19 protein-coding genes are annotated in these 19,181 nt (G+C 50.4%); 7 read left to right on the top strand and 12 right to left on the bottom strand.

What is annotated here, in order from left to right; translation table 11 throughout:
- Nucleotides 1-18: 18 nt before the first annotated feature.
- Nucleotides 19-297, bottom strand: a complete 279-nt coding sequence (locus tag AC6I8E_RS19975; RefSeq protein ID WP_312216311.1) for a type II toxin-antitoxin system HigB family toxin — start codon at nt 295-297, stop codon at nt 19-21.
- A gap of 356 nt (nt 298-653) precedes the next feature.
- A complete protein-coding gene (gene fhuE, locus AC6I8E_RS19970; protein WP_497824894.1) occupies nt 654-2,876 on the bottom strand; it encodes a ferric-rhodotorulic acid/ferric-coprogen receptor FhuE in 2,223 nt (740 codons plus the stop codon).
- 443 nt (nt 2,877-3,319) lie between these two features.
- On the opposite strand from fhuE, the gene pagP reads away from it, so the two are divergent.
- Nucleotides 3,320-3,892: a lipid IV(A) palmitoyltransferase PagP gene (gene pagP / locus AC6I8E_RS19965; protein ID WP_497824893.1), complete on the top strand. Its 573-nt coding sequence runs from the start codon at nt 3,320-3,322 to the stop codon at nt 3,890-3,892.
- 17 nt (nt 3,893-3,909) lie between these two features.
- Here pagP and AC6I8E_RS19960 read toward each other — a convergent pair whose 3' ends face one another.
- Entirely contained in the window at nt 3,910-5,049 is a 1,140-nt protein-coding gene (locus AC6I8E_RS19960) for a tyrosine-type recombinase/integrase (RefSeq protein WP_497824892.1), read from the bottom strand.
- Nucleotides 5,050-5,324: 275 nt separating this feature from the next.
- Between AC6I8E_RS19960 and AC6I8E_RS19955 the strand changes: the two genes are divergently transcribed.
- Nucleotides 5,325-7,499, top strand: a complete 2,175-nt coding sequence (locus AC6I8E_RS19955; protein WP_497824891.1) for a TonB-dependent siderophore receptor — start codon at nt 5,325-5,327, stop codon at nt 7,497-7,499.
- A 67-nt stretch (nt 7,500-7,566) separates the two neighbouring features.
- On the opposite strand, the gene AC6I8E_RS19950 is transcribed toward AC6I8E_RS19955, so the two are convergent.
- Entirely contained in the window at nt 7,567-8,676 is a 1,110-nt protein-coding gene (locus AC6I8E_RS19950) for an SDR family oxidoreductase (RefSeq protein WP_312216116.1), read from the bottom strand.
- 845 nt (nt 8,677-9,521) lie between these two features.
- Here AC6I8E_RS19950 and AC6I8E_RS19945 point away from each other — a divergent pair.
- Complete coding sequence (locus tag AC6I8E_RS19945) at nt 9,522-9,755, top strand: hypothetical protein (RefSeq protein WP_312216310.1); 234 nt, start codon at nt 9,522-9,524, stop codon at nt 9,753-9,755.
- A 308-nt stretch (nt 9,756-10,063) separates the two neighbouring features.
- Here AC6I8E_RS19945 and AC6I8E_RS19940 read toward each other — a convergent pair whose 3' ends face one another.
- Together AC6I8E_RS19940 and AC6I8E_RS19935 are read right to left on the bottom strand one after the other, a co-directional pair.
- Nucleotides 10,064-10,360 (bottom strand): hypothetical protein, encoded by a 297-nt coding sequence (locus AC6I8E_RS19940; protein WP_095708098.1) that lies wholly within the window; start codon nt 10,358-10,360, stop codon nt 10,064-10,066.
- 203 nt (nt 10,361-10,563) lie between these two features.
- Nucleotides 10,564-10,875 (bottom strand): antibiotic biosynthesis monooxygenase family protein, encoded by a 312-nt coding sequence (locus AC6I8E_RS19935; protein ID WP_107320308.1) that lies wholly within the window; start codon nt 10,873-10,875, stop codon nt 10,564-10,566.
- 209 nt (nt 10,876-11,084) lie between these two features.
- Between AC6I8E_RS19935 and AC6I8E_RS19930 the strand changes: the two genes are divergently transcribed.
- Nucleotides 11,085-11,600 (top strand): hypothetical protein, encoded by a 516-nt coding sequence (locus AC6I8E_RS19930; RefSeq protein WP_261985062.1) that lies wholly within the window; start codon nt 11,085-11,087, stop codon nt 11,598-11,600.
- 394 nt (nt 11,601-11,994) lie between these two features.
- On the opposite strand, the gene fetB is transcribed toward AC6I8E_RS19930, so the two are convergent.
- The 4 genes from fetB to AC6I8E_RS19910 all read right to left on the bottom strand — a co-directional run bounded on the left by fetB (nt 11,995) and on the right by AC6I8E_RS19910 (nt 15,027).
- Nucleotides 11,995-12,774: an iron efflux ABC transporter permease subunit FetB gene (gene fetB / locus AC6I8E_RS19925; RefSeq protein WP_147788822.1), complete on the bottom strand. Its 780-nt coding sequence runs from the start codon at nt 12,772-12,774 to the stop codon at nt 11,995-11,997.
- Entirely contained in the window at nt 12,761-13,429 is a 669-nt protein-coding gene (gene fetA, locus AC6I8E_RS19920) for an iron efflux ABC transporter ATP-binding subunit FetA (RefSeq protein WP_147788821.1), read from the bottom strand. The genes fetB and fetA overlap by 14 nt, the downstream gene beginning before the upstream one ends.
- Nucleotides 13,430-13,690: 261 nt before the next feature.
- Entirely contained in the window at nt 13,691-14,164 is a 474-nt protein-coding gene (locus tag AC6I8E_RS19915) for a hypothetical protein (protein WP_187266196.1), read from the bottom strand.
- Between the two features lie 203 nt (nt 14,165-14,367).
- Entirely contained in the window at nt 14,368-15,027 is a 660-nt protein-coding gene (locus AC6I8E_RS19910; RefSeq protein ID WP_107320304.1) for a DUF1345 domain-containing protein, read from the bottom strand.
- A 584-nt stretch (nt 15,028-15,611) separates the two neighbouring features.
- On the opposite strand from AC6I8E_RS19910, the gene AC6I8E_RS19905 reads away from it, so the two are divergent.
- Complete coding sequence (locus AC6I8E_RS19905; RefSeq protein WP_033735188.1) at nt 15,612-15,818, top strand: TraR/DksA C4-type zinc finger protein; 207 nt, start codon at nt 15,612-15,614, stop codon at nt 15,816-15,818.
- 424 nt (nt 15,819-16,242) lie between these two features.
- On the opposite strand, the gene AC6I8E_RS19900 is transcribed toward AC6I8E_RS19905, so the two are convergent.
- Both AC6I8E_RS19900 and AC6I8E_RS19895 read right to left on the bottom strand, forming a co-directional pair.
- Nucleotides 16,243-16,842: a carboxymuconolactone decarboxylase family protein gene (locus tag AC6I8E_RS19900; RefSeq protein WP_261985061.1), complete on the bottom strand. Its 600-nt coding sequence runs from the start codon at nt 16,840-16,842 to the stop codon at nt 16,243-16,245.
- Nucleotides 16,843-17,002: 160 nt separating this feature from the next.
- Nucleotides 17,003-17,488 (bottom strand): (R)-mandelonitrile lyase, encoded by a 486-nt coding sequence (locus tag AC6I8E_RS19895; RefSeq protein WP_013196345.1) that lies wholly within the window; start codon nt 17,486-17,488, stop codon nt 17,003-17,005.
- A 130-nt stretch (nt 17,489-17,618) separates the two neighbouring features.
- Here AC6I8E_RS19895 and AC6I8E_RS19890 point away from each other — a divergent pair, with 130 nt between their 5' ends.
- Nucleotides 17,619-18,509 (top strand): LysR family transcriptional regulator, encoded by an 891-nt coding sequence (locus AC6I8E_RS19890; RefSeq protein WP_041456520.1) that lies wholly within the window; start codon nt 17,619-17,621, stop codon nt 18,507-18,509.
- Nucleotides 18,510-18,625: 116 nt separating this feature from the next.
- Entirely contained in the window at nt 18,626-19,096 is a 471-nt protein-coding gene (locus AC6I8E_RS19885; RefSeq protein ID WP_110332198.1) for an OsmC family protein, read from the top strand.
- Nucleotides 19,097-19,181: the final 85 nt, after the last annotated feature.

The raw sequence follows: 19,181 nt of genomic DNA, 5'->3' as shown, positions 1-19,181 counted from the left end.
GGTTACCTCCCGATATTTCTAAACAAGCTTGTCGTACTCAGCGTGAGTGCAGATATGTTTGATGAAGATTTTGCTGCGCTCAAAATCCGCGAAAAATATCACGCGCAAAGGGTTGTCGCTGACGTCAATGACCCACCATTTAGCGCGATACTTCATACGATCAAGGCTTGCATAAAGCCCCCTGAGATCGTCAGGACCACAGAAATCGCCCTGTCTGAGGTGGCGGTAAAGCAGATCCAGTGCTGCCGCTGCATTGGGATGTTTTCTGGCCGCCTCGTCAAACGGCACGCGTGAAATAACATGCGCTCCATTGGCTCCTGACTGTTTCCATTATGGAAACCATCTTTCAAAATGGCTGAGCGTTGACAAGATGGAAACGCAGAAACCTGCGTGTTCCCGAGTACTTAATACGCCTTAAGCTGATGTAAAAATGCCGGCAGAGGCTTCATTAATATGAATATAGATAAAGGGTTGCTGATATAAATCATCGAAAGGCACAGGCAACATTGCACTTTGCTGTCGGACGATAATCCTGACTGTGCTCAGAAATCTTTTTCTGGAAAAATTGTGCAAACAGCGGCGAGAGATAGCGGGCTGGATAATAAAAAAACGCCTCAACCGAGGCGTTTTTCACAGGCTTACCCGCAGATAAATCAGAAGGTGTAGCTGGCGGTTACCGCGAAGTTACGTGGCTGGCCGTAAACAACAGAACTGGCCACGTTGGTGTCATACTCTTTGTCGAACAGGTTATTGAGGTTGCCCTGCAGCGACAGATTTTTGTTCACCTGATAGCGTGCAAAGAGATCAACCAGTGCATAGCTGCCCTGACGGGCGCGCCATGTGCCGTTGCCTTCCGGTCCACCGACGTCGTTCCAGATATGTGTCTGCCAGTTCACGCCGCCGCCCAGCGTAAGCTGCTGCAGCATCGGCAGGCGATAGCTGCTGAACAGATTAAAGCTGGTCTGCGGTAACTGTGGATTAAAGGTACTGCCATCCCGGTTTTCCGCTATGTAGCGTGTGCCGCCAAACGTCATCTGCCAGTTGTCGGTCAATGCGCCATTGACTTCAAACTCGACGCCACGACTCACTACGCCTTTACGGCCAATGTAGGCCACATCGCCTGAACCCTGAATGGTCTGGGTGGTGGCTTCTCCGACGTTATCCAGTTCGGTGCGGAATACAGAAACAGAAGCAGTCAGGCGACTGTCCATCCAGTCAGATTTCAGCCCGGCTTCGTAGTTTTTCCCGATAACCGGCGACAGATAAGCGCCACTGGCATCGCGATAATCCTGAGGCTGGAAGACCGAGGTATAGCTGGCATAAGCAGACCAGTTTTCAGCAAAGTCATAAATCAGCCCGCCATACGGGGTGATGTTATTTTCTTCCGCTTCCCCGCCTGGCGTTTCACGATTCCAGTTGGTGTAACGCGCGCCAAGGATCAGGTGCAGCGGATCGGCAAGCGACAGGCGGGTCGCCATGTAAGTCGACTTCTGGCGAACCAGCTGGGTATCGCTGGCGGGCAGACGTGGCGTCCAGTCTGACTCCGGGTACTGGCCATTGAAATCGTTGTAGTTGCCCAGCGACTCAGAGGAAATATTCTCAAAGGTGCTGAAGTACTTGTTATCCTGGCGGGTATAATTGACGCCCACCATCAGCTCATGCTGACGGCCCAGCAGTTCATACGGGCCGCTGGCAAAGGCATCGACGGCATCGACTTTGCGCTTCCCGGTGTTATAACCGGTTCCGCCCACCACAGGATAGTTGGCATAGGAAGAGACGCCCGCGCCCGTGTTGCGATCGAAATAGCCATCAAGATAGATCTGCTTACTGTCCAGACGCATATCGGTGTGCGTGCCGTTTAGCGTAAGGTTCCAGCCGTTGTCGAAGTCTTGCTTCAGGTTCACAAAGACTTTACGGTTCTCTTTATCGTTGTAGGCCCAGTCCGGCGCCGTGTTGTAGCCGCGTCGGGTATGAATCTGCGTGCCGTCGGTGTACCAGCGCGGTGCGCCGCCCCACATCGTGGAGTCTGTATTGACCTGGCTGAACTCATAACCCACCGACAGCGTGGCAGAGTCGGTGAGATCAGCGTCAACCACGCCATAGATAAACTGTTTTTTAGCACCATAACGCTCAATGAAGCTGTTATTGTCCTGCCAGCCGGCGACCATGCGGCCACGAACATTGCCGGACTCACTGAGTGGCGCGGAAAGATCGGCCACGTAGCGTTGCTTGTCCCAGCTGCCGTAGCTGGCGGAAACGGTGCCACCGAACTCTTTGCTGTCCGCATGCTTGCGCACCATGTTGATGGCAGCAGACGGATTGCCCGGCCCGGTCAATAGCCCGGTCGCCCCGCGTACCACTTCAACACGCTCATACAGCGCCATATCGGTCTGTGCATCGCCCAGATTCCAGCGCTCCGCAAAGGCGGTAGGAATGCCGTCGACCATGTAGTTATCGATCAGAAAGCCGCGCGCATAGTAGTTGGTGCGGTCCATATCGCCACTGATTCCATGAATGCCGGTGGTGTTGGACAGCACATCATTCAGTGACTGGAGCTGCTGATCGGCCATACGCTGAGTACTGACGATGCTGACGGACTGCGGCACATCACGTATGGTGCCCAGCATTTTGGTGCCGGCACGAGTCACCGGAACGCTGTAATCCGTATGGGGTGACGTTGTCACTGCATCATCAGCTGACGCGCTGACCGTTAGCGTCTGATCGCTGCTGGCAGCCGGTGTGGACGTTTCTGCGGCGCGGGCGACATTATGTGCCAGTGACGAGGCGACGATGACGGCCAGTAAGGAGAATTGGAGTGGGCGTTGCAGAGCAGACGTACCCGTAACCCTGGGGTTCTGAAGATCGAAAGCGTTCATTAATTCCTCAATTATCTTTATGTTTTTATGCTGCCACTGTCACGACCTTGCATCCTGCGGACATCACTGCCCTGCTTAGGGTTTGAGGAACCAGAAACCCTTTCCATGAGCGCCTGTGCGCGGGTGTGATGAACTTTCAAAGCAAATGAGAAATATACGCATTGCGATTATCATTGCAAGATTTTGTTAACAAATAATGCGAGTTTTTTCAGGATAGGGTCTGCACGTTCAGGTTTTTTAAAGCCTGCTAATAAGAAGCGGTTGTTAAAATAGCCGATGGATAAGCGAACGATGAGAGCAGCAGGAATGCCGTCTCGCTTTTATTAATTATAAAATCCTGCTTCAGCCGCTCATTGACCTGAAGTTGCCACTCTTTGTGCGACAATACCCGCCTTGATGCTTTTATTTCCTTATTTAACACCAGACTTTGCAGGTATTCGCACATGCGCAAAACTTTAACTCTTAAAGCGCTGATGATGACAACCACCGTTTTCACTGCTTTTACAGCTCACTCCGCCACGCTGGTCCAGAATGTCAGCGCAGGCTGGGAAAGCTTAAGTGATAAGGTTGCCACAACATGGCAGCAGCCAGAGGGAATCGACTTTTATCTGCCCGCGATTACGTGGCATAACCGTGCCACATACGATCGGGAACACATCAATAAATATAATGAAAGGCCCTGGGGCGCAGGCGGGGGGACCTCCCGCTACGATGAAAAAGGTAACTGGAACGGCATCTATTTAATGGCGTTCAAGGACTCCTTCAATAAATGGGAGCCTTTTGGGGGTTATGGCTGGGTAGCGACATGGCGTCCGCTGGCTGACCAGAATTTTCACTGGGGTGCAGGTTACACGGCAGGCGTTACCGCGCGGCATAACTGGGACTATATACCGGTGCCAGCATTGCTGCCGCTGGCCTCAATCGGCTATGGCGATCTCGATTTCCAGATGACCTACATACCGGGTACGCATAATAACGGTAACGTCTATTTTGCCTGGCTGCGCTACCACTTCTGATCGTGAAAACAGCAACGTCAGCGTGACATCGCCATGATGGAGAGATTGCTTAAAATGAGGGTCTCGCCATCATAGCGATGTCGCAGCAGATGATAGCTTTCGCATTCAATAATCTGCTTAACCGCATCCGAAAAGGTATTCATGGCGCTGCGCATCTGGCTCAGATAGTCATGGGTATCATAGACCCGATCGATCCCTTCCAGCGCATGGTTCATGATTTTGCGGGCGACATCATTAGGCGTGTCGAGGGCAGAAAGTTTTGATCGGGCGGTGCGGCGCAGATCGCGTGGGGTAAATGGCTCCAGTCCCAGCCCACGCGGAGCGCGGATCATCCGCCGCAGAGCCTGATTCAGCGCGCCTTTTGACAGCGGCTGTTGGGGATCGCGTGGCGCGGACACCAGCCATGGCGAGTCCGGATCGGCGGCATTAAGTAACGCTTCGATGCACTGCCGCATCAGCGGTGAAATCGGCAGCACATGCTCGCGCTGTGATTTATTGCGGGTGCCCTGCATCCACAATCCTAACTGCAGATCGAATTCCCCTTTCTGCGCCTGCACAATCTCATCCGGCCGTCGGGCGCTGACCAGACATAAACGCAGCGCCCAGCGCGCCTGCTCCGATAATGCCCAGTTATCCAGACCGTGCCAGAAAACCCAGATTTCCGCATCGGTCAGTTGCCGGCTGCGCGGTGGCGTAGCACGACCTGCGACATCCCGTTTTTTCATCGAGGCAATAGGCGAGTGATCGAGATAGCCCTGCATCTCGGCCCATGCGAGGAATTGTTTGGTCAGCGCGAACACCCGACGCGCCTCCTCCTTTTTACCGTCGGCAATCAGAATGTTGTAAAGCCGGTTGAGGCGCAGACGATTCAGCGTTTTGAGCGGCTGCGATCCGATGTTGGGCAGAACATGTTTCAGCAGAGACGAAACGGCGATTTCAGGACGCCGCCGGCTGATCAACAGTGACAGTTTTACCCAGACCTTCATCACCTGCTCTACCGTGCCTTCATCGCCAAAATTATCCAGTTCGCTCAGCGAAGCTGCTTTAACCTGCTCCAGCCAGATAAGGACATGACGACCAACATGTGCTGAGCGCGCTGCAGTTATTGTCGAATCTGTTATCACATTATTACCTGTTACCCGTTTCAGAGCCGCCATTCTACCCACCCCTAAGCTATGACTCCAGACCTAATAAGTCTGGAGTCACAATGACGTATTCTGAGCCATTCTGAGAGACTTTTCGGGTGATGACAAAGAAGTGTTTTTGCGACCTGTTTTGCTCATCTGAGTGGTCAGGCTGATGCATGAGCAGCCCACTGTCAGGGGATGTAAAGATGCCTTACCGAGATATACAATGATAACTATTATCATTATCATACGCATTTGATTACATACCTTAACGATTCAGGGAGATTTTCTAAGTGAATGTAACCATGCGTGTCCATAAGCGCCCTGCCGCACTGCTGCTGGCTGGTTTGTTGAGTACTTCTGCTAACGGCGCTACTCAGGAAGAGACTGAAAAGCTGGCTGATGATGAAACGATGCTGGTCACGGCTGAACAGGAGTTAAAACAGCAGCCCGGCGTTTCAGTCATTACCTCACAGGACATTGAAAAGAATCCGCCGGTCAACGACCTCTCCGACATCATCCGTAAAATGCCAGGCGTCAATCTCACCGGTAACAGCGCCAATGGTGTACGCGGTAACAATCGTCAAATCGATATTCGCGGCATGGGGCCGGAAAACACGTTGATTCTGATCGACGGTGTGCCAACGACCTCGCGCAATTCAGTGCGTTACAGCTGGCGTGGCGAGCGTGATTCCCGTGGCGACTCCAACTGGGTACCGCCAGAAATGGTTGAACGGATTGAAGTTATTCGTGGACCAGCGGCAGCCCGTTACGGTTCAGGCGCGGCTGGCGGTGTGGTTAACATCATTACCAAACGTCCGACAAATGACTGGAGCGGATCGCTGTCGCTCTACACCAACCAGCCGGAAGATGATAAAGAAGGGGCAACCCGACGCGCCAACTTTAACCTGAGTGGCCCGCTGGCGGGTGATGCGCTGACTATGCGGCTTTATGGCAACATCAATAAAACCGACAGCGATGCTTTCGATATCAATCAGTCGCATAACGGCTCCGGCGCGGCCGGCCGTGAAGGCGTTCGTAATAAAGACATTAACAGCGTGTTGTCCTGGAAGATTACGCCATTGCAGGTGCTGGATTTCAGCTATGGCTACAGTCGTCAGGGCAATATTTACGCCGGGGATACTCAATACAGCAACGGTGCCGGTAATAAGCTTATCGAATCTCTCGACGGGTCGGAAACTAATCGTCTTTATCGTCAAACCTGGGGCCTGGCCCACAACGGTATCTGGGACTGGGGGCAGTCAAAACTGACCTTTAACTATGAGAAGACGAACAATACCCGTCTGAACGAAGGCACCGCGGGCGCGGGTGAAGGCCGAATCAACAGCAATACGTTTTCGACCAGTCGCTTTGAAAGTTACCGGGCGGGAGGTGAAGTCAGCTTCCCGCTGGAATTGCTGCGTGAACAGACCGTTACGCTGGGCGCTGAGTGGAACCGTGATGAGCTGAACGATCCCAACTCCATGAACGGCACCAGTGCGCCGGGCATTTCGATTGATGGCATCAGCGGTGATGCGGGCAGCCGCAATAGCAAAAACAGCGCGACGCTGAGTTCGCTCTATTTCGAAGATAACATCGCCGCGACCGACAGCACTGAGGTGATACCGGGTTTGCGCTTTGATTATCACGATACTTTCGGCGCGAACTGGAGTCCGTCACTGAATATTTCTCAGGCGCTGGGAGAAAGTTTTACTCTGAAAGCGGGTATCGCCCGTGCATTCAAAGCCCCTAACCTTTATCAATCCAGCGAAGGCTATTTACTGGCTACACGAGGCAATGGCTGCCCGGTCAACGTGACGAGCGGCAGCTGTTATCTGCTGGGTAATCAAAATCTTGATCCTGAAGTCAGCGTCAATAAAGAGCTGGGTATCGAGTTCAGTCAGGATGGCTATATTGCGGGTCTTACCTGGTTCCGCAATGACTACAAGAACAAGATCGTCGCCGGGACCGATGTGTTGGGTTACGCCTCTAATGGCAACAATATTCTGCAGTGGAGCAACGGCGGCAAAGCAGTTGTTGAAGGTCTGGAGGGTAACGTTACGATACCGCTGGTCAGTGACGAACTTGAGTGGCGGACTAATGCCACTTACATGATCCAGTCAAAGGATAAAAAGACCGGCAATCCGCTGTCGATTATCCCGGAATACACCATCAACTCCATGCTTGACTGGCAGGTGACGCAGGATTTCTCTGCTAACCTGAACTGGACAATGTATGGCCGCCAGAAACCACGCCAGTATGCGGAATCCCGCACAGAAAATGGCTCAATGTCGAATCGTGAAGTCGGGGCTTACTCGGTATTCGGGGTTAATTTCAATTACGACATTTCCAAAAATCTGCGTGCCAATGTCGGTATTAATAACCTGCTGGATAAGCAGCTCTACCGGGAAGCAGATGGGGCATCGACCTATAACGAGCCAGGACGTGCTTATTATGCCGGTCTGACCATGACGTTTTAATCAACACAAGCGCTTCCGGCTGGAAGCGCTTTTTTCCTCAAACCACACTCTTCCAATTCGTTTTCAACTACTTAAAGTCAACCTGCATCAATTCGGCAATCGTTGAATCACGTGTTGTCAGCACACAGCGGTCCAGGTAATCGGTAAATCTGGAAGGCTTATTCATGCCAAGCTGTAGCAGTTTGGAGTTATCAAACACCACATTCAGGTTTGAGAAGTGGCCATACAGGTTCATTGCGCGCAGCATGATGCGTTCATTGCAGGGTCCAAACAGATCCTTAAACGTTCTTCTGCTATCTGACAGCTGTTTATAGGACACCTTCTGGTAGTCCACACCCAGCGCCTTGTTTCCTGATGCTCTGGCCATCGCCTCATCAATTTCCGCAAACGTAACACTGCTGTGTGTCCCGGCAGAGATGTGAATGACTTCATTAATGACGTTTTCTGCGTCAAGCAGCAGAACCAGTGCATCCGCGCAGTAATCAACCGGAACCACATCAATACGATCGTCGAGGTCGCAGGTGAATTTACCCAACGCCAGTGCCATTCTGAATACCCAGAAAATGCTGGCTGAAGGCAGGCATCCCTGATCGGAATGACCTACCACAATCGATGGACGGGCAATCACCAGTGGCAGGCGTGGCAACTTCTCTGTCATCAGCTTTTCAATTGAAGCCTTACTCCAGGTGTATTCAACGACATGCTGATCCCGGCTGGAGTTGAGGCCGCCCTCAGTGACCAGTGAGCCGGGTTCCGGCGCACAGGACATAGCGGTTCCAACGTGGATGAATTTCTTCAATCCTTCAACACGGCTCATTCGTTCGGCAAACCGGAACGTGCCCTCAACGTTCACTTTCCAGATAGTGGGATTATTACCAAATGAGGCGACAGCGGCGCAATTAATGACATGGGTAACGTCATTAAGTCGGGCGTCATGAATAAAATCGTCTGTAAATGCCAGGTCACCCAGAATAATATTTTCAGGTGCTATCGTATTGATTACTGACTCATTTAAGCCAAAGTTCTTCAGGTTGGCTTTAAGCCTGTTTAACCCTTCGTCAACGGTCTCGCCTCTGACCAGCAGCAGCAGTCGATCCTGAACTCTGCTCAGCAAAAGATTTGCTACGACAGCCCCGCCTAAAAACCCTGTTGAACCAGTAATAAGGATATTTTTCATGATAGTGCCATTCACGCTGGTTGAAGAAAGGAAAGCATTAACAAACGTTTTCCCGAACAGAAAACTATTCAAATAAATAAACGAAGGAATGTTGTGGTTAAACTATTTATGGCGAGCAGACCGGAAAATCAGATTTAATTCTGGACCAGTCGCTCACGCTCTGCCAGCCTGTCAGTGAGCTAGCCAGGCCAGTATAACGCTGAAAGTTAACGCCAGGCTCAACAGAACTAAAGATATTTCATCAAAATTATTCATTTAGGTTTTGTTTATATATCGACGTAAGAACATGGAATAAACAGGTGCTTTTGGCTGCCTCTTCGGACAGTCACATATAAACAACTTTTCTCATTTGGGATCAAGTTTTATTTGTTTTATTTTTACTGAACTTAGCCTGTTATTTATAACCTAACAAGATTAAGAATTTATTAAGAGAAAGGCAGTCGTCAGAATATACTCGAAAATTAAACGAAAATTGTTTAAATAATAAATCTGCAAAGTTGTTTACCTGTCGTTTAATATTCAGCATATAACCCTTGCCCGGCAGTGAATAGCGGTCACCCCGATGTCTGGCATCTGAGGCATATCATCATAGCGGCACCCTTTCACGTTTCAGGCAGATAAAGCGAGTTTTTCCGCAGAGCACTCCGCGCCCGTCTTTTCGGGTGACCGACGGGATGCCGTGCTCCTGATTAAAAATACAGCACCCATTTCATTTATTTTGTGAAAAGCGTAACGACAGGTAACTAACTTCGTGATTCCTGTATCCTGCCGAGTGAAACACCCTGATGCCTGGCTATGCTGAGCGGAGTTCAACCTGCAACTCTGACTATCAGGATATAAAAAAGATGAAAAAATTATCAGTTATTGTTATGGCTACCGGTCTGTTTTTGTCAGTGAATTTACAGGCTAACGCCGAAGGATGTCTTAAAGGCGCCGCAGTCGGCGGTATGGCAGGTCATGTTGCTCATCATCATGGTGTTGCCGGTGCCGCAGCAGGTTGCGCAGTCGGTCATCATATGGCGAAGAAAAAACAGAAAGAGGCGGAAAAAAATCAGCAGGCCCAGCCGGCGCAGAATTAAGCTGAGCTTTAATGCTGATGTAAAATAGCGGATTGCCGGACAAGGTGTTGTCCGGCAATTGGATAGGGTTATTTTTTTGTCTGCCAGTTCTTTTTAAAACAATAGATAAAGGGATTTCTCCGTTACCGAGACACAATTCATCAGAGATTATCCGGTGTATAGGGAACCACACTGCCCGGCAATATTCGTTTTTATAGTGACTCGTTAAAAAATAACAGCAACAGACTTAAAACATAACCGGCTATTCAGTCATGTTCTGAGCTGACCATGACGCTACTTCCTTCCCTGAGATTTTTTGGTTCGATGGCCTAAGCGTCGTGACTATTACGCCACTCATCAACCCTCTCCTTTGAGACTTCTTTTTTATAACAAATTGGTGCATACCCGCCCTGCTTACTCCATGCGCTGCGCCTGCCACAGCTACTGCCGTTACGTGCAGAGTTAAAGGGGCATGCACAAACACCCGGGTATGAGGCGATTGAGTCCTCGATAATGAGCTGGCGAATCTGATCATCGGTTTGCTTCGATGTTTTAGCTTCAGCTGTGCCAACCCAAAAAAGCGTCAGGGCTATAAACAGAGAAATGACGGTTTTGCAGTTATTCATGATTCCCTCCAGAAGTGAGGAGGTTACGTTAACGCAGAATAACATCGGGCAATCTTCTGAATAAAAAGGCTAAGTATTGTCAATTCTGAGGGATGTTCTTAGCCCGGGGCGAAGGTGTCTGATATTACTAAATCAGGCCAATAAGTCCTTTGAGGAAATGTTCTGAATCAGACACAAGCCGCCGGGCGGCAGCTGTGAAATTACTACAAAGGTGTTACTTTCTGCACGTGGTGCTGGAAAACGTAGGGATCGGATAACAGTTCAAACTGCTCATCATCCGGATATGTCACGGCAATCTGATACTGTTCGCCTGCAAAGGCTTTGATTGCCTCTAAGTCTTCCCAGTATGTAGCAAGAAAAAAATGCTCCCATTCACCCTGCGTTTCCCTGCGCACACAGGCTCCCAGATTGCCTGGTGTTCCTTCTGAATGCTCTACACCGGTCTTTTGCAGGTGAGTCGCAAAGCCTTCTGCATGCCTGAGCGGTACGCATCCGTGCCATGTTCTGACAATCATTTCGCTCTCCTCATGTTGTGGAACAATTTAAAACATAAATAAAGTTCATGCTATTTGTCTATCGGAAGAGCTGCGTGATAATCTTTAGCCGCAAAATATTTTCGCCTGATCTATGACTCACCGTACTACCTGCAGGTTCAGGCTACGTGCCGGTCGCGGAATTAATCGCTTGACTCATATTACTTAAAACTGACTCATGGAGAGAGTTTATGATCAATTCCTTTTCGACACCTCGTTTAGCGCTGATAATCACCAGTGCGTTGGGCTGCATATTTACTTTTTTTGTGTGGCTCAATGAAATCGAACGCACTACCTTTCTGGCACAACCCTTACTCAACGCACTATGGTGCGCTGCCATGCCTCTTGGATTGTCCGTTTTTCTGATAATAAAAAAATGGGGTAAGGGCGAGGCTGTCACTGGCATGATGAATAACATCAAACTTTTCGCAGGGGCCATTCTGATGGTTATCTTTTTAAGTTACTTGCTGCTCACCACTGTAGTCTGGCTACTTCCCGGTACCACTAGTACCTATACGGCATATAGCGAGTTTTCGGGCGGCAGTCGTAACAGCTGTTCTGGCGTAAATGTTAACGATCCAGATCTGCAAAGACGCATAAAAGTGTGTGAACCTGCGGGGAATTATTTTGGTGGTGGAATGCTTCGCGTTACCAAACGTAGCAATGCGGCAGGCATGACCATTATTAACGCCTTCCTGAAAGACTGAGGTGTACTCCGGCCCTGTTCACCGCCTTAAAATATCGGGGACTGAGAATTCGGGCCCGATAATTTCAATGTAGTAGTAACTTCAGCAGCTGCTAAACCCTGTTTCAGGAAATCTGACATACTGCCAGGCTAAATAACTGCAGAGTATGATTTATGGAACACTCCAGACCATTAACGCTTAGTATGATGTAACTAATTCCATTAACTGACTCTGCGTTATCAGTTCGGCATTCAGGGACAATCCATGTCCGTTATGAAAGCAATCTCATTATGGCAAACGAAGTCACCCAATATTTCACTCAGGCCTGATCTCATCCGCAAGCCTGCATATTAATGCTGATTTTAAAAAAATATTTTTTCATTGGCCGTAATTTTTACCACAGCCATCAGCACTATCAGTCCGGCTTTGCCCCCGATATCTTCAGCTGCGCCCTGGCATTATAAAACCGTCGATAGGATAACCAGACTGCGATGATAGTTGACAGGCTGGCGGTGCCTATCAGCATAAAGGTCACCATAATCTGATACTTAATTGCCTTTAGCGGATCGATTCCGGCGAAAATCAGTCCGGACATCATACCAGGCAGACTGACCAGCCCGACGGTTTTAGCTGCATCCACTGTCGGGATCATCGCGGTGCGAATGCTGTCAGCAATAATCCGGCCTGAGGCAAGCTTCACCGATGCACCCAGGCTCAGCATCTCCATAATTTTCTGGTAGTTGTCGCTGATGCGCTGATTCAGGTTGCTGAAACAGAGCCCTACCGCAACCATAGCATTCCCTGCGATCATGCCTGAAATGGGAATGACCTGCATGGGCACAAACGCTATCGCGCCGCTCAGTACCAGAATCGTCAGTGTGATGACGGTGCCGCTGAAGATTGAGGTAAAGGCTATCGCAAAGGCGTTATCAATATTCCGACCGCGTTTGCGGGCGTTGATCGCAGCATTCACGCAGATAAACAGCACCATCAGGACCGTCAGCCAGCTGTTATTGACATCGAAAATCGACTTCAGCACAAAGCCGACGATGACCAGCTGAACGATGGCCCGACAAACACTCCAGACAATATCTTTGCCCATGCCCAGTTTTTCTTTCTGGCTGATAAGCAGCGCTATGACGACCAGCGTCAGCGACAGCAACAGCGAGGTGTCACTGATATTATGCTGATTCACGCGCATTCTCCTTTTCTGGCGGCTCAAGGCGCAGCACATACCCGGCCTTCTGAATATCGCTGACATCATGACTGATCCGCACCACCGCCACCTTTTCTTCAGCTGCAATCCGGTTAATCAGTGAAAGTACGGCCAGCCTGTTCTCTTCATCAAGGGCGCTGGTCACTTCATCCAGTAACAGTACGTCAGGCATAAACTGCAGATTGCGGAGCAGTCCGACACGCTGCTTTTCTCCGCCTGAAAGTTGTTCAACCGGTTTATCCAGCATGTCAGGAGAAAGATTAACGCTTTCCAGCGCAGCAACGAGTTTGTCCCGTTGCGGCTTCTGACGGCGAATCTGCCAGGGCAGCGCAAGATTGTCATAAACCGTCAGACCAAACAGTTGTGGCGTCTGAAAACAGTACGACACCTGCTGACGATAGGTCTCCGCTTTAAGCATGGTGATGTCACTGTTCCTGAAGAAGATTTGGCCTGTAGTTGCGGTAATCAGTGAAGCAAGAATTTTCAGAAGCGTGCTTTTTCCGCTGCCGGATGGACCGGTCAGTAACACATAATCGCCCTGATTTAGCTGCAGAGAGATGGGTCGCAGTAACTGGCGATCCCCGACTGAAAAAGTAACATCCTTCGCATCCAGCAGGGGCAACGCTCTGTCCATATTTACGCCTCGGGACCTGATAAAATTCAGAAAGAATGGAGTTTAGTATCAGTAAAAAGCTGGCGATATGACTCACAGACTAATTACCGGTAGTGTACTTCCCTGCCCTTAAACACCACCGGAATGGCGCATCAGGGACATCTGGCTGAGAGGAAAAGGATAAGGCATTACACTGCGGTTGTTCATCTTTTGAGAACAACAGTGACCGGCCCGGCTGCAGCCGGTCAAAGCTGGAAGCGTGTCAGACCTGCTAAGCAAAACTTATTTGTTTTCCCAGTGGGTAGAAACCGGATTGGTTACGCTGTTTTTTTCCTGCGTATAGGTGCCATTTTGCTGCGCGATGGCCTCGCCGGTATCCACAATCGCGTTCTGAATAAAAACGTTCTGCTTTTTATTTCTGATAAAGGTTAACTGGTGAAAGGCCGTTTTATTGCCCCAGTCGGATGAAGGCAGTGAGATAAAGCGAACGGTGAAGGTTTCATCTTCAAACCTGCCCTGCATGACATAAACGCCGTAATGGTTTTCCCCCTGAGAAATGATCTTATAGGTGCCGTTATCGTAGTAATAAATCTCCGCATCCGGAAACGGCTTTTTGTCATACATTTTGCGGTAGTGCAGCACCTGTTTGATGGTGGGCTGACCAAAGCTGACGGTAAGCTTGTTACCCTCTGCTGGTGTCGTCAGACCTTCAGCGTGAACACTGCTCATCAGCATTAACAGGCTGGTAGTGACCATGGCGGTGGTTTTCACTCTATTTCTCCTTATCGGATTAGGGGGACAATAGCGTAAATCACCCACGAACTTACACGGCAGCGGGTGTCTGGTGAAGAGGCAGCTAACACCTTATTACACATTGTTATAATCACGACAGGTGACCAGATTATTTCAGAAGCTCAAGCAGGATAAACATTACCCGACTGTCGATTGATGAAAACAGTCTAATTAAGCAAACCAGCGCCGACATTGACCGATAGGCCCAAGATAGCCAGGTTAAAAATAAATGAGATAACAGACTGCAATAACGCCAGCTTACGCATTTCTGTTGTTCCGGTGGCGACATCTGCCGTCTGCGAGGCAACCGCGATGGTGAATGAAAAGTAGAGAAAGTCCCAGTAGCCAGGATTTTTCGTTTTATCCGGAAAGATCAGCGGACTCACGCTGTTATCCCGGTAAAGATAGTGCTGGTGGGCATAGTGCATTGCAAATGCGCTGGGTAGCATGGCCCAGGATGCAATCAGCGTCATTGCCGTCAGCAACAGATGCAGCAGTCGCGGGGTGCCGGTAAGGCCTTTTAGCGTGGGCAGTTCACTCAGGATGGCCACAATGCTGACCATACAGGCTACGATCACAATGCCCAGTACCAGTGCAGCACTCTGATCCTGCTGTTGCGCAATGCGTTTGATGCCTGTCGCATCGGTACGCAGCATGCGAAACCAGAGAATACAAAGATAAAGCCAGGCCCAGACATTCCAGCTTATCAGTAACCGCTGCATCTGCCCGGGTTGATCAGAGAGCAAAAAATAGCATATCAGTCCGGCAGTGATGGAGAGCAGCAGCCGCAGGCGTGCATAAAGCGTGGAGGTTAAAGATGTCGGCATCGTAAAACCATTGTGATGTAATCAGAGTGATATCAACTGTAGCTAAAATCAGGGGAAAATCATGCACTAAGCATTAATTCTTACACTTTTAAAGTAGAGCTGTAGTTTCGATGCCGAATCATGAAATGTGTAAAACAGGTCAGCGCAAGGTGTTATGGAGACAAACGCCACCTGACGCTGAAATTAATAAAGCATAACGCTGGCTCTGACACGATTTTAAAGCGACTGTTTCAGAGTATTTGCATAGTTACACAGCATTTAATAATCCGGCATCAGTCAATAAACATGCAAACAAATGGCTGACAGCTTTGACAGTCATCTCTGACACATTAATTCAGTCAGGCCAGTCGGCTTAACAGAAACTATTAATATCTGCTCCAAAGTGAGCAAGGAAGAAATGTTGGGCTCAGGCACACTGTTTCCTGATAATTCTGAAAGTCAGTGTCAGACTATGGAAATATAGCGCTGTGATTAAGTATTAGCCTGATTTGCTGTATAATTACGCATTCGTTTACACAAACGCTTTGTCTGTACATAGCGGTTTGTGTTTTGATCTTTGAAATTCAATGAGGCTCTGGAAATTTATGGATGATGTTGATCTGGCTCAGGAACGCGAAGAAGCGCATCTTGCCGCCTCGCTGGCAGCCCGTAAGAGCAAACTTACCAGTCCCAACGGCTTATGCGTCTGGTGCAAAGATGAAGCTGTCGTGGCCGAGACGGCTTTTTGTTCAGCCGAGTGCGATGAGGATTATCATAAGTATCGCCGTGAGCAGAGTCAGCGCATTAGCTGACATTCCTGATTGAGAGATCCTCGAACCAGCGCTGAACACCTCTCTGCACTCAACCTGATGCCCTGCCGATCCTCATTGTCACATCCGGCTGCAGGTTTTTGCTGTCACTGTCGGCAGGACCTTTTCAGAGAGCATAACAGGAACCGGTATTGTTGCCGATTCCCGGAGGTGAAGGCCTGCAGCAACTGCATGCCTCACTGATTACTTATTCAGGTATTGATTGAAGAAGTCAGTCATCTTCGCAAACGAAATTTTATCCATACGATGTATTAATCGACGTATGTAGGATCTTTGACAATCTGCCGATCTTTTTGCCTGCGTAACGCCGCCAGTACACGCTCAAGACATCGTAATGCCTTTCCGTCCGGGCATCCGGACAGGCGTAAAACGTCTGTATTGCAAAATGTCTGTATCAAAGAATAGCTTAACCGGCGAGAACTGAGTCGAGAGCTGCCTGCAGCCGGTCAGCGCTGGCCCGTTCGTCATTCTCCATAAAGAAAGCCACCAGCTCCGCAAGCTGAGACTGCGTCACGCCCACATTCATGCTTATATTCAGGTGTGCTTTCAGCTGCGGCTCGGTACCAGGCATGGCAGCCAGCATCCCTGTGGTAGCCAGCTCGCGGCTTTTCCAGTCCAGATTGTCGCGACTGAAAATATCGCCGAAAAGATGCGTCTTCAGATACGCGTCTGCAGCCGGAGCAAAGCCGAACAGGGGCCCGCTGACCGGTTTCCCGACCAGCGCGGTCTGGTTTTTAGTGCCCACTGCCAGCATCTCCTCTGGCTTTGGCAACGGACCGGGCAGCCGGCCTTCGTCGTCCTGAATGCCCTGTGCTCTGCGTGAATCGATGACCTTCATCAGCTCGCCCAGCGCGTTCAGGCTACGGGGAAAACCGGCATAAGCATAAAGCTGAACCAGAATTTCACGGCAGTCACTGATGCTCAGCCCGGCATCCAGTCCCTGCTGCAAAGCGTTGTTCAGCCCGGGCAGATTACCCGCTGCGGCTCGGGCCGCAATAACAGCCATGTTTTTATGCTGTGCGGTAAGAGGCTGTTCCTGTGTTTCAGGCAGCATATCGGTCCTTTTCGGTGAGTCAGAAAGGGAAGCTGTGGCAGCGCTGAACGGCAAAGCCAGCGCGGCACACAGCATGACAATGGAGCAGAGGCCCCGTTTCATCAGGTTACATTCATGACCTGTCGGCTGAGGCATACTGCTCATCTGTGACCTTCTCCATCCAGTCAACGACCTTGCCGTCCTGGGCTTCGGCGATGGCAATATGGGTCATGGCCGTTTCCGGTGCTGCCCCATGCCAGTGCTTAACGCCGGTCGGTATCCACACCACGTCGCCGGGCCGGATTTCACGCACCGGACCACCCCACTCCTGCACCAGGCCAGCGCCAGCCGTCACGATCAGCGTCTGACCCAGCGGATGCGTATGCCAGGCCGTGCGGGCAGAAGGCTCGAACGTCACGGTAGCCCCGCCGATACGCGCAGGCTCAGTGCCCTGAAAGGGTGAATCGATACGAACCGTTCCGGTGAAATAGTCTGACGAACCTTTGACGGAGGGTTTTGCTCCGCTTTGCATAATCGTAATCATCGGGGTGATCTCCTTTGCGTAGGTGACTGAAACAGACAGTGCCAGGAACACTGCAGCAACGGCAAGTCTCTTCATGCAGGCTCCGTTTTTCAGAACGGGAAAAGCCGGGTGCGGCCATCACACCCGGCACTTTTTAAGTGTAGGCCTGGCTGGATTGGTTGATAAGCCAGGTAAATCTGAATGCTTATGTGCATGGTATGCAACAATGACAGCTGAAAATCTGAACGACCTTCGCGCTTTCACGATCGTGGCGCGGGAGAAAAACTTTACCCGAGCGGCCGCTCAGCTTGGCATGTCACGCTCCGGGCTGAGTCATGCCATAACGGCGCTGGAAGCACGGCTGGGAGTCAGACTGCTGACGCGCACCACGCGCAGCGTGTCGCTTACACAGGCTGGGGTACGCCTGTTTAGCACCCTGCAGCCGATGCTGAGCACACTCGACAGCGAGCTGGTGGCTCTGCGCGCCCTGAGTGAGAAGCCGGCAGGAACCGTGCGCATCACCGCGCACGATCACGCTATCGATTCCATCCTCTGGCCCCGGCTACAGCCTTTACTGAAACGCTTTCCGGACATCCAGATAGAACTGAGTGTCGATTATTCGCTGACGGATATTGTGGCGCAGCAGTTTGATGCCGGCGTCCGGCTGGGTGATATCGTCGATAAAGACATGATCGCCGTGAGGATTGGCCCGGACTTTTACATGGCTGTGGTAGCTTCACCGGAATACCTGCAGGGAAGACCCTTGCCTGCGGTGCCCGCTGATTTAACGGCACATCAGTGCATCAACCTGAGGCTTCCGACACACGGAGGGCTCTACGCCTGGGATTTTGAACAGGAAGGGAAACCGATAACGGTGCGGGTGACGGGTCAGACCGTTTTTAACAACACCTATCTTATGATGCAGGCGGCCCTGGACGGTCTGGGATTTGCTTATATCCCGCTGGATCTGGCACAGCCGCATATTACATCGGGTAAGCTTATTCCGGTGCTTGAACGCTGGTGGCCGCAGTTTCCGGGATATCATCTTTATTATGCCAGCCGACATCAGCAGGCACCGGCGCTGGCGGAAGTCATTGCAGCGCTGCGTTATCGCTGATGTCAGCAATACAGTCATGCATTGAGTAAACCTGGCTTACAGGTATGAACTGAATCGCTTTCCTGAAACACCTCATCCAGAGAGTCCATTTTTATCATCAAAAAGAGAGGCGGAACATGGAACATCATTATACATCGCGTATATCCTGGACCGGTAACCTGGGTACGGGCACATCAGGCTATAAGGCCTATGCGAGGACATGGGATATCGCTATAACCGGCAAAGACATTATCCACTGCTCCAATGATCCGTTACTGGGTGGCGATGCCACTAAAATGAATCCAGAAGACCTCCTGATCTCCTCTCTTTCTGCCTGTCACATGCTCTGGTATCTGCATCTTGCGTCAGATGCCGGGATCACGGTTCTGAAATATGAAGATTCACCGATAGCGACAGGTGAAATTTTACCAGGCGGCGCGGGTCGCTTTGTTTCGGCAATTCTGAGACCTGAAATCACGTTAGCAGCGGGTAGTGATCCCGACTCAGCAATGGCTATTCATCATGAAATTCACAAAGTCTGTTTTATTGCCAGATCGGTAAATTTCCCTGTTTTTTATGAGCCTGAATTTGTCATCGGTCATCTTTAATAAGTCCATCGTCTGTAACAACGCGCAGGCTACTATTCCTGAGTCACTCAGGAGCCTGATTGAGCGGCATAAAAAAACCGGCAAC

It is taken from the genome of Pantoea sp. X-Soil-YNGN-785 (assembly GCF_059730585.1).
This window is presented reverse-complemented; position numbering and strand designations above follow the sequence as displayed.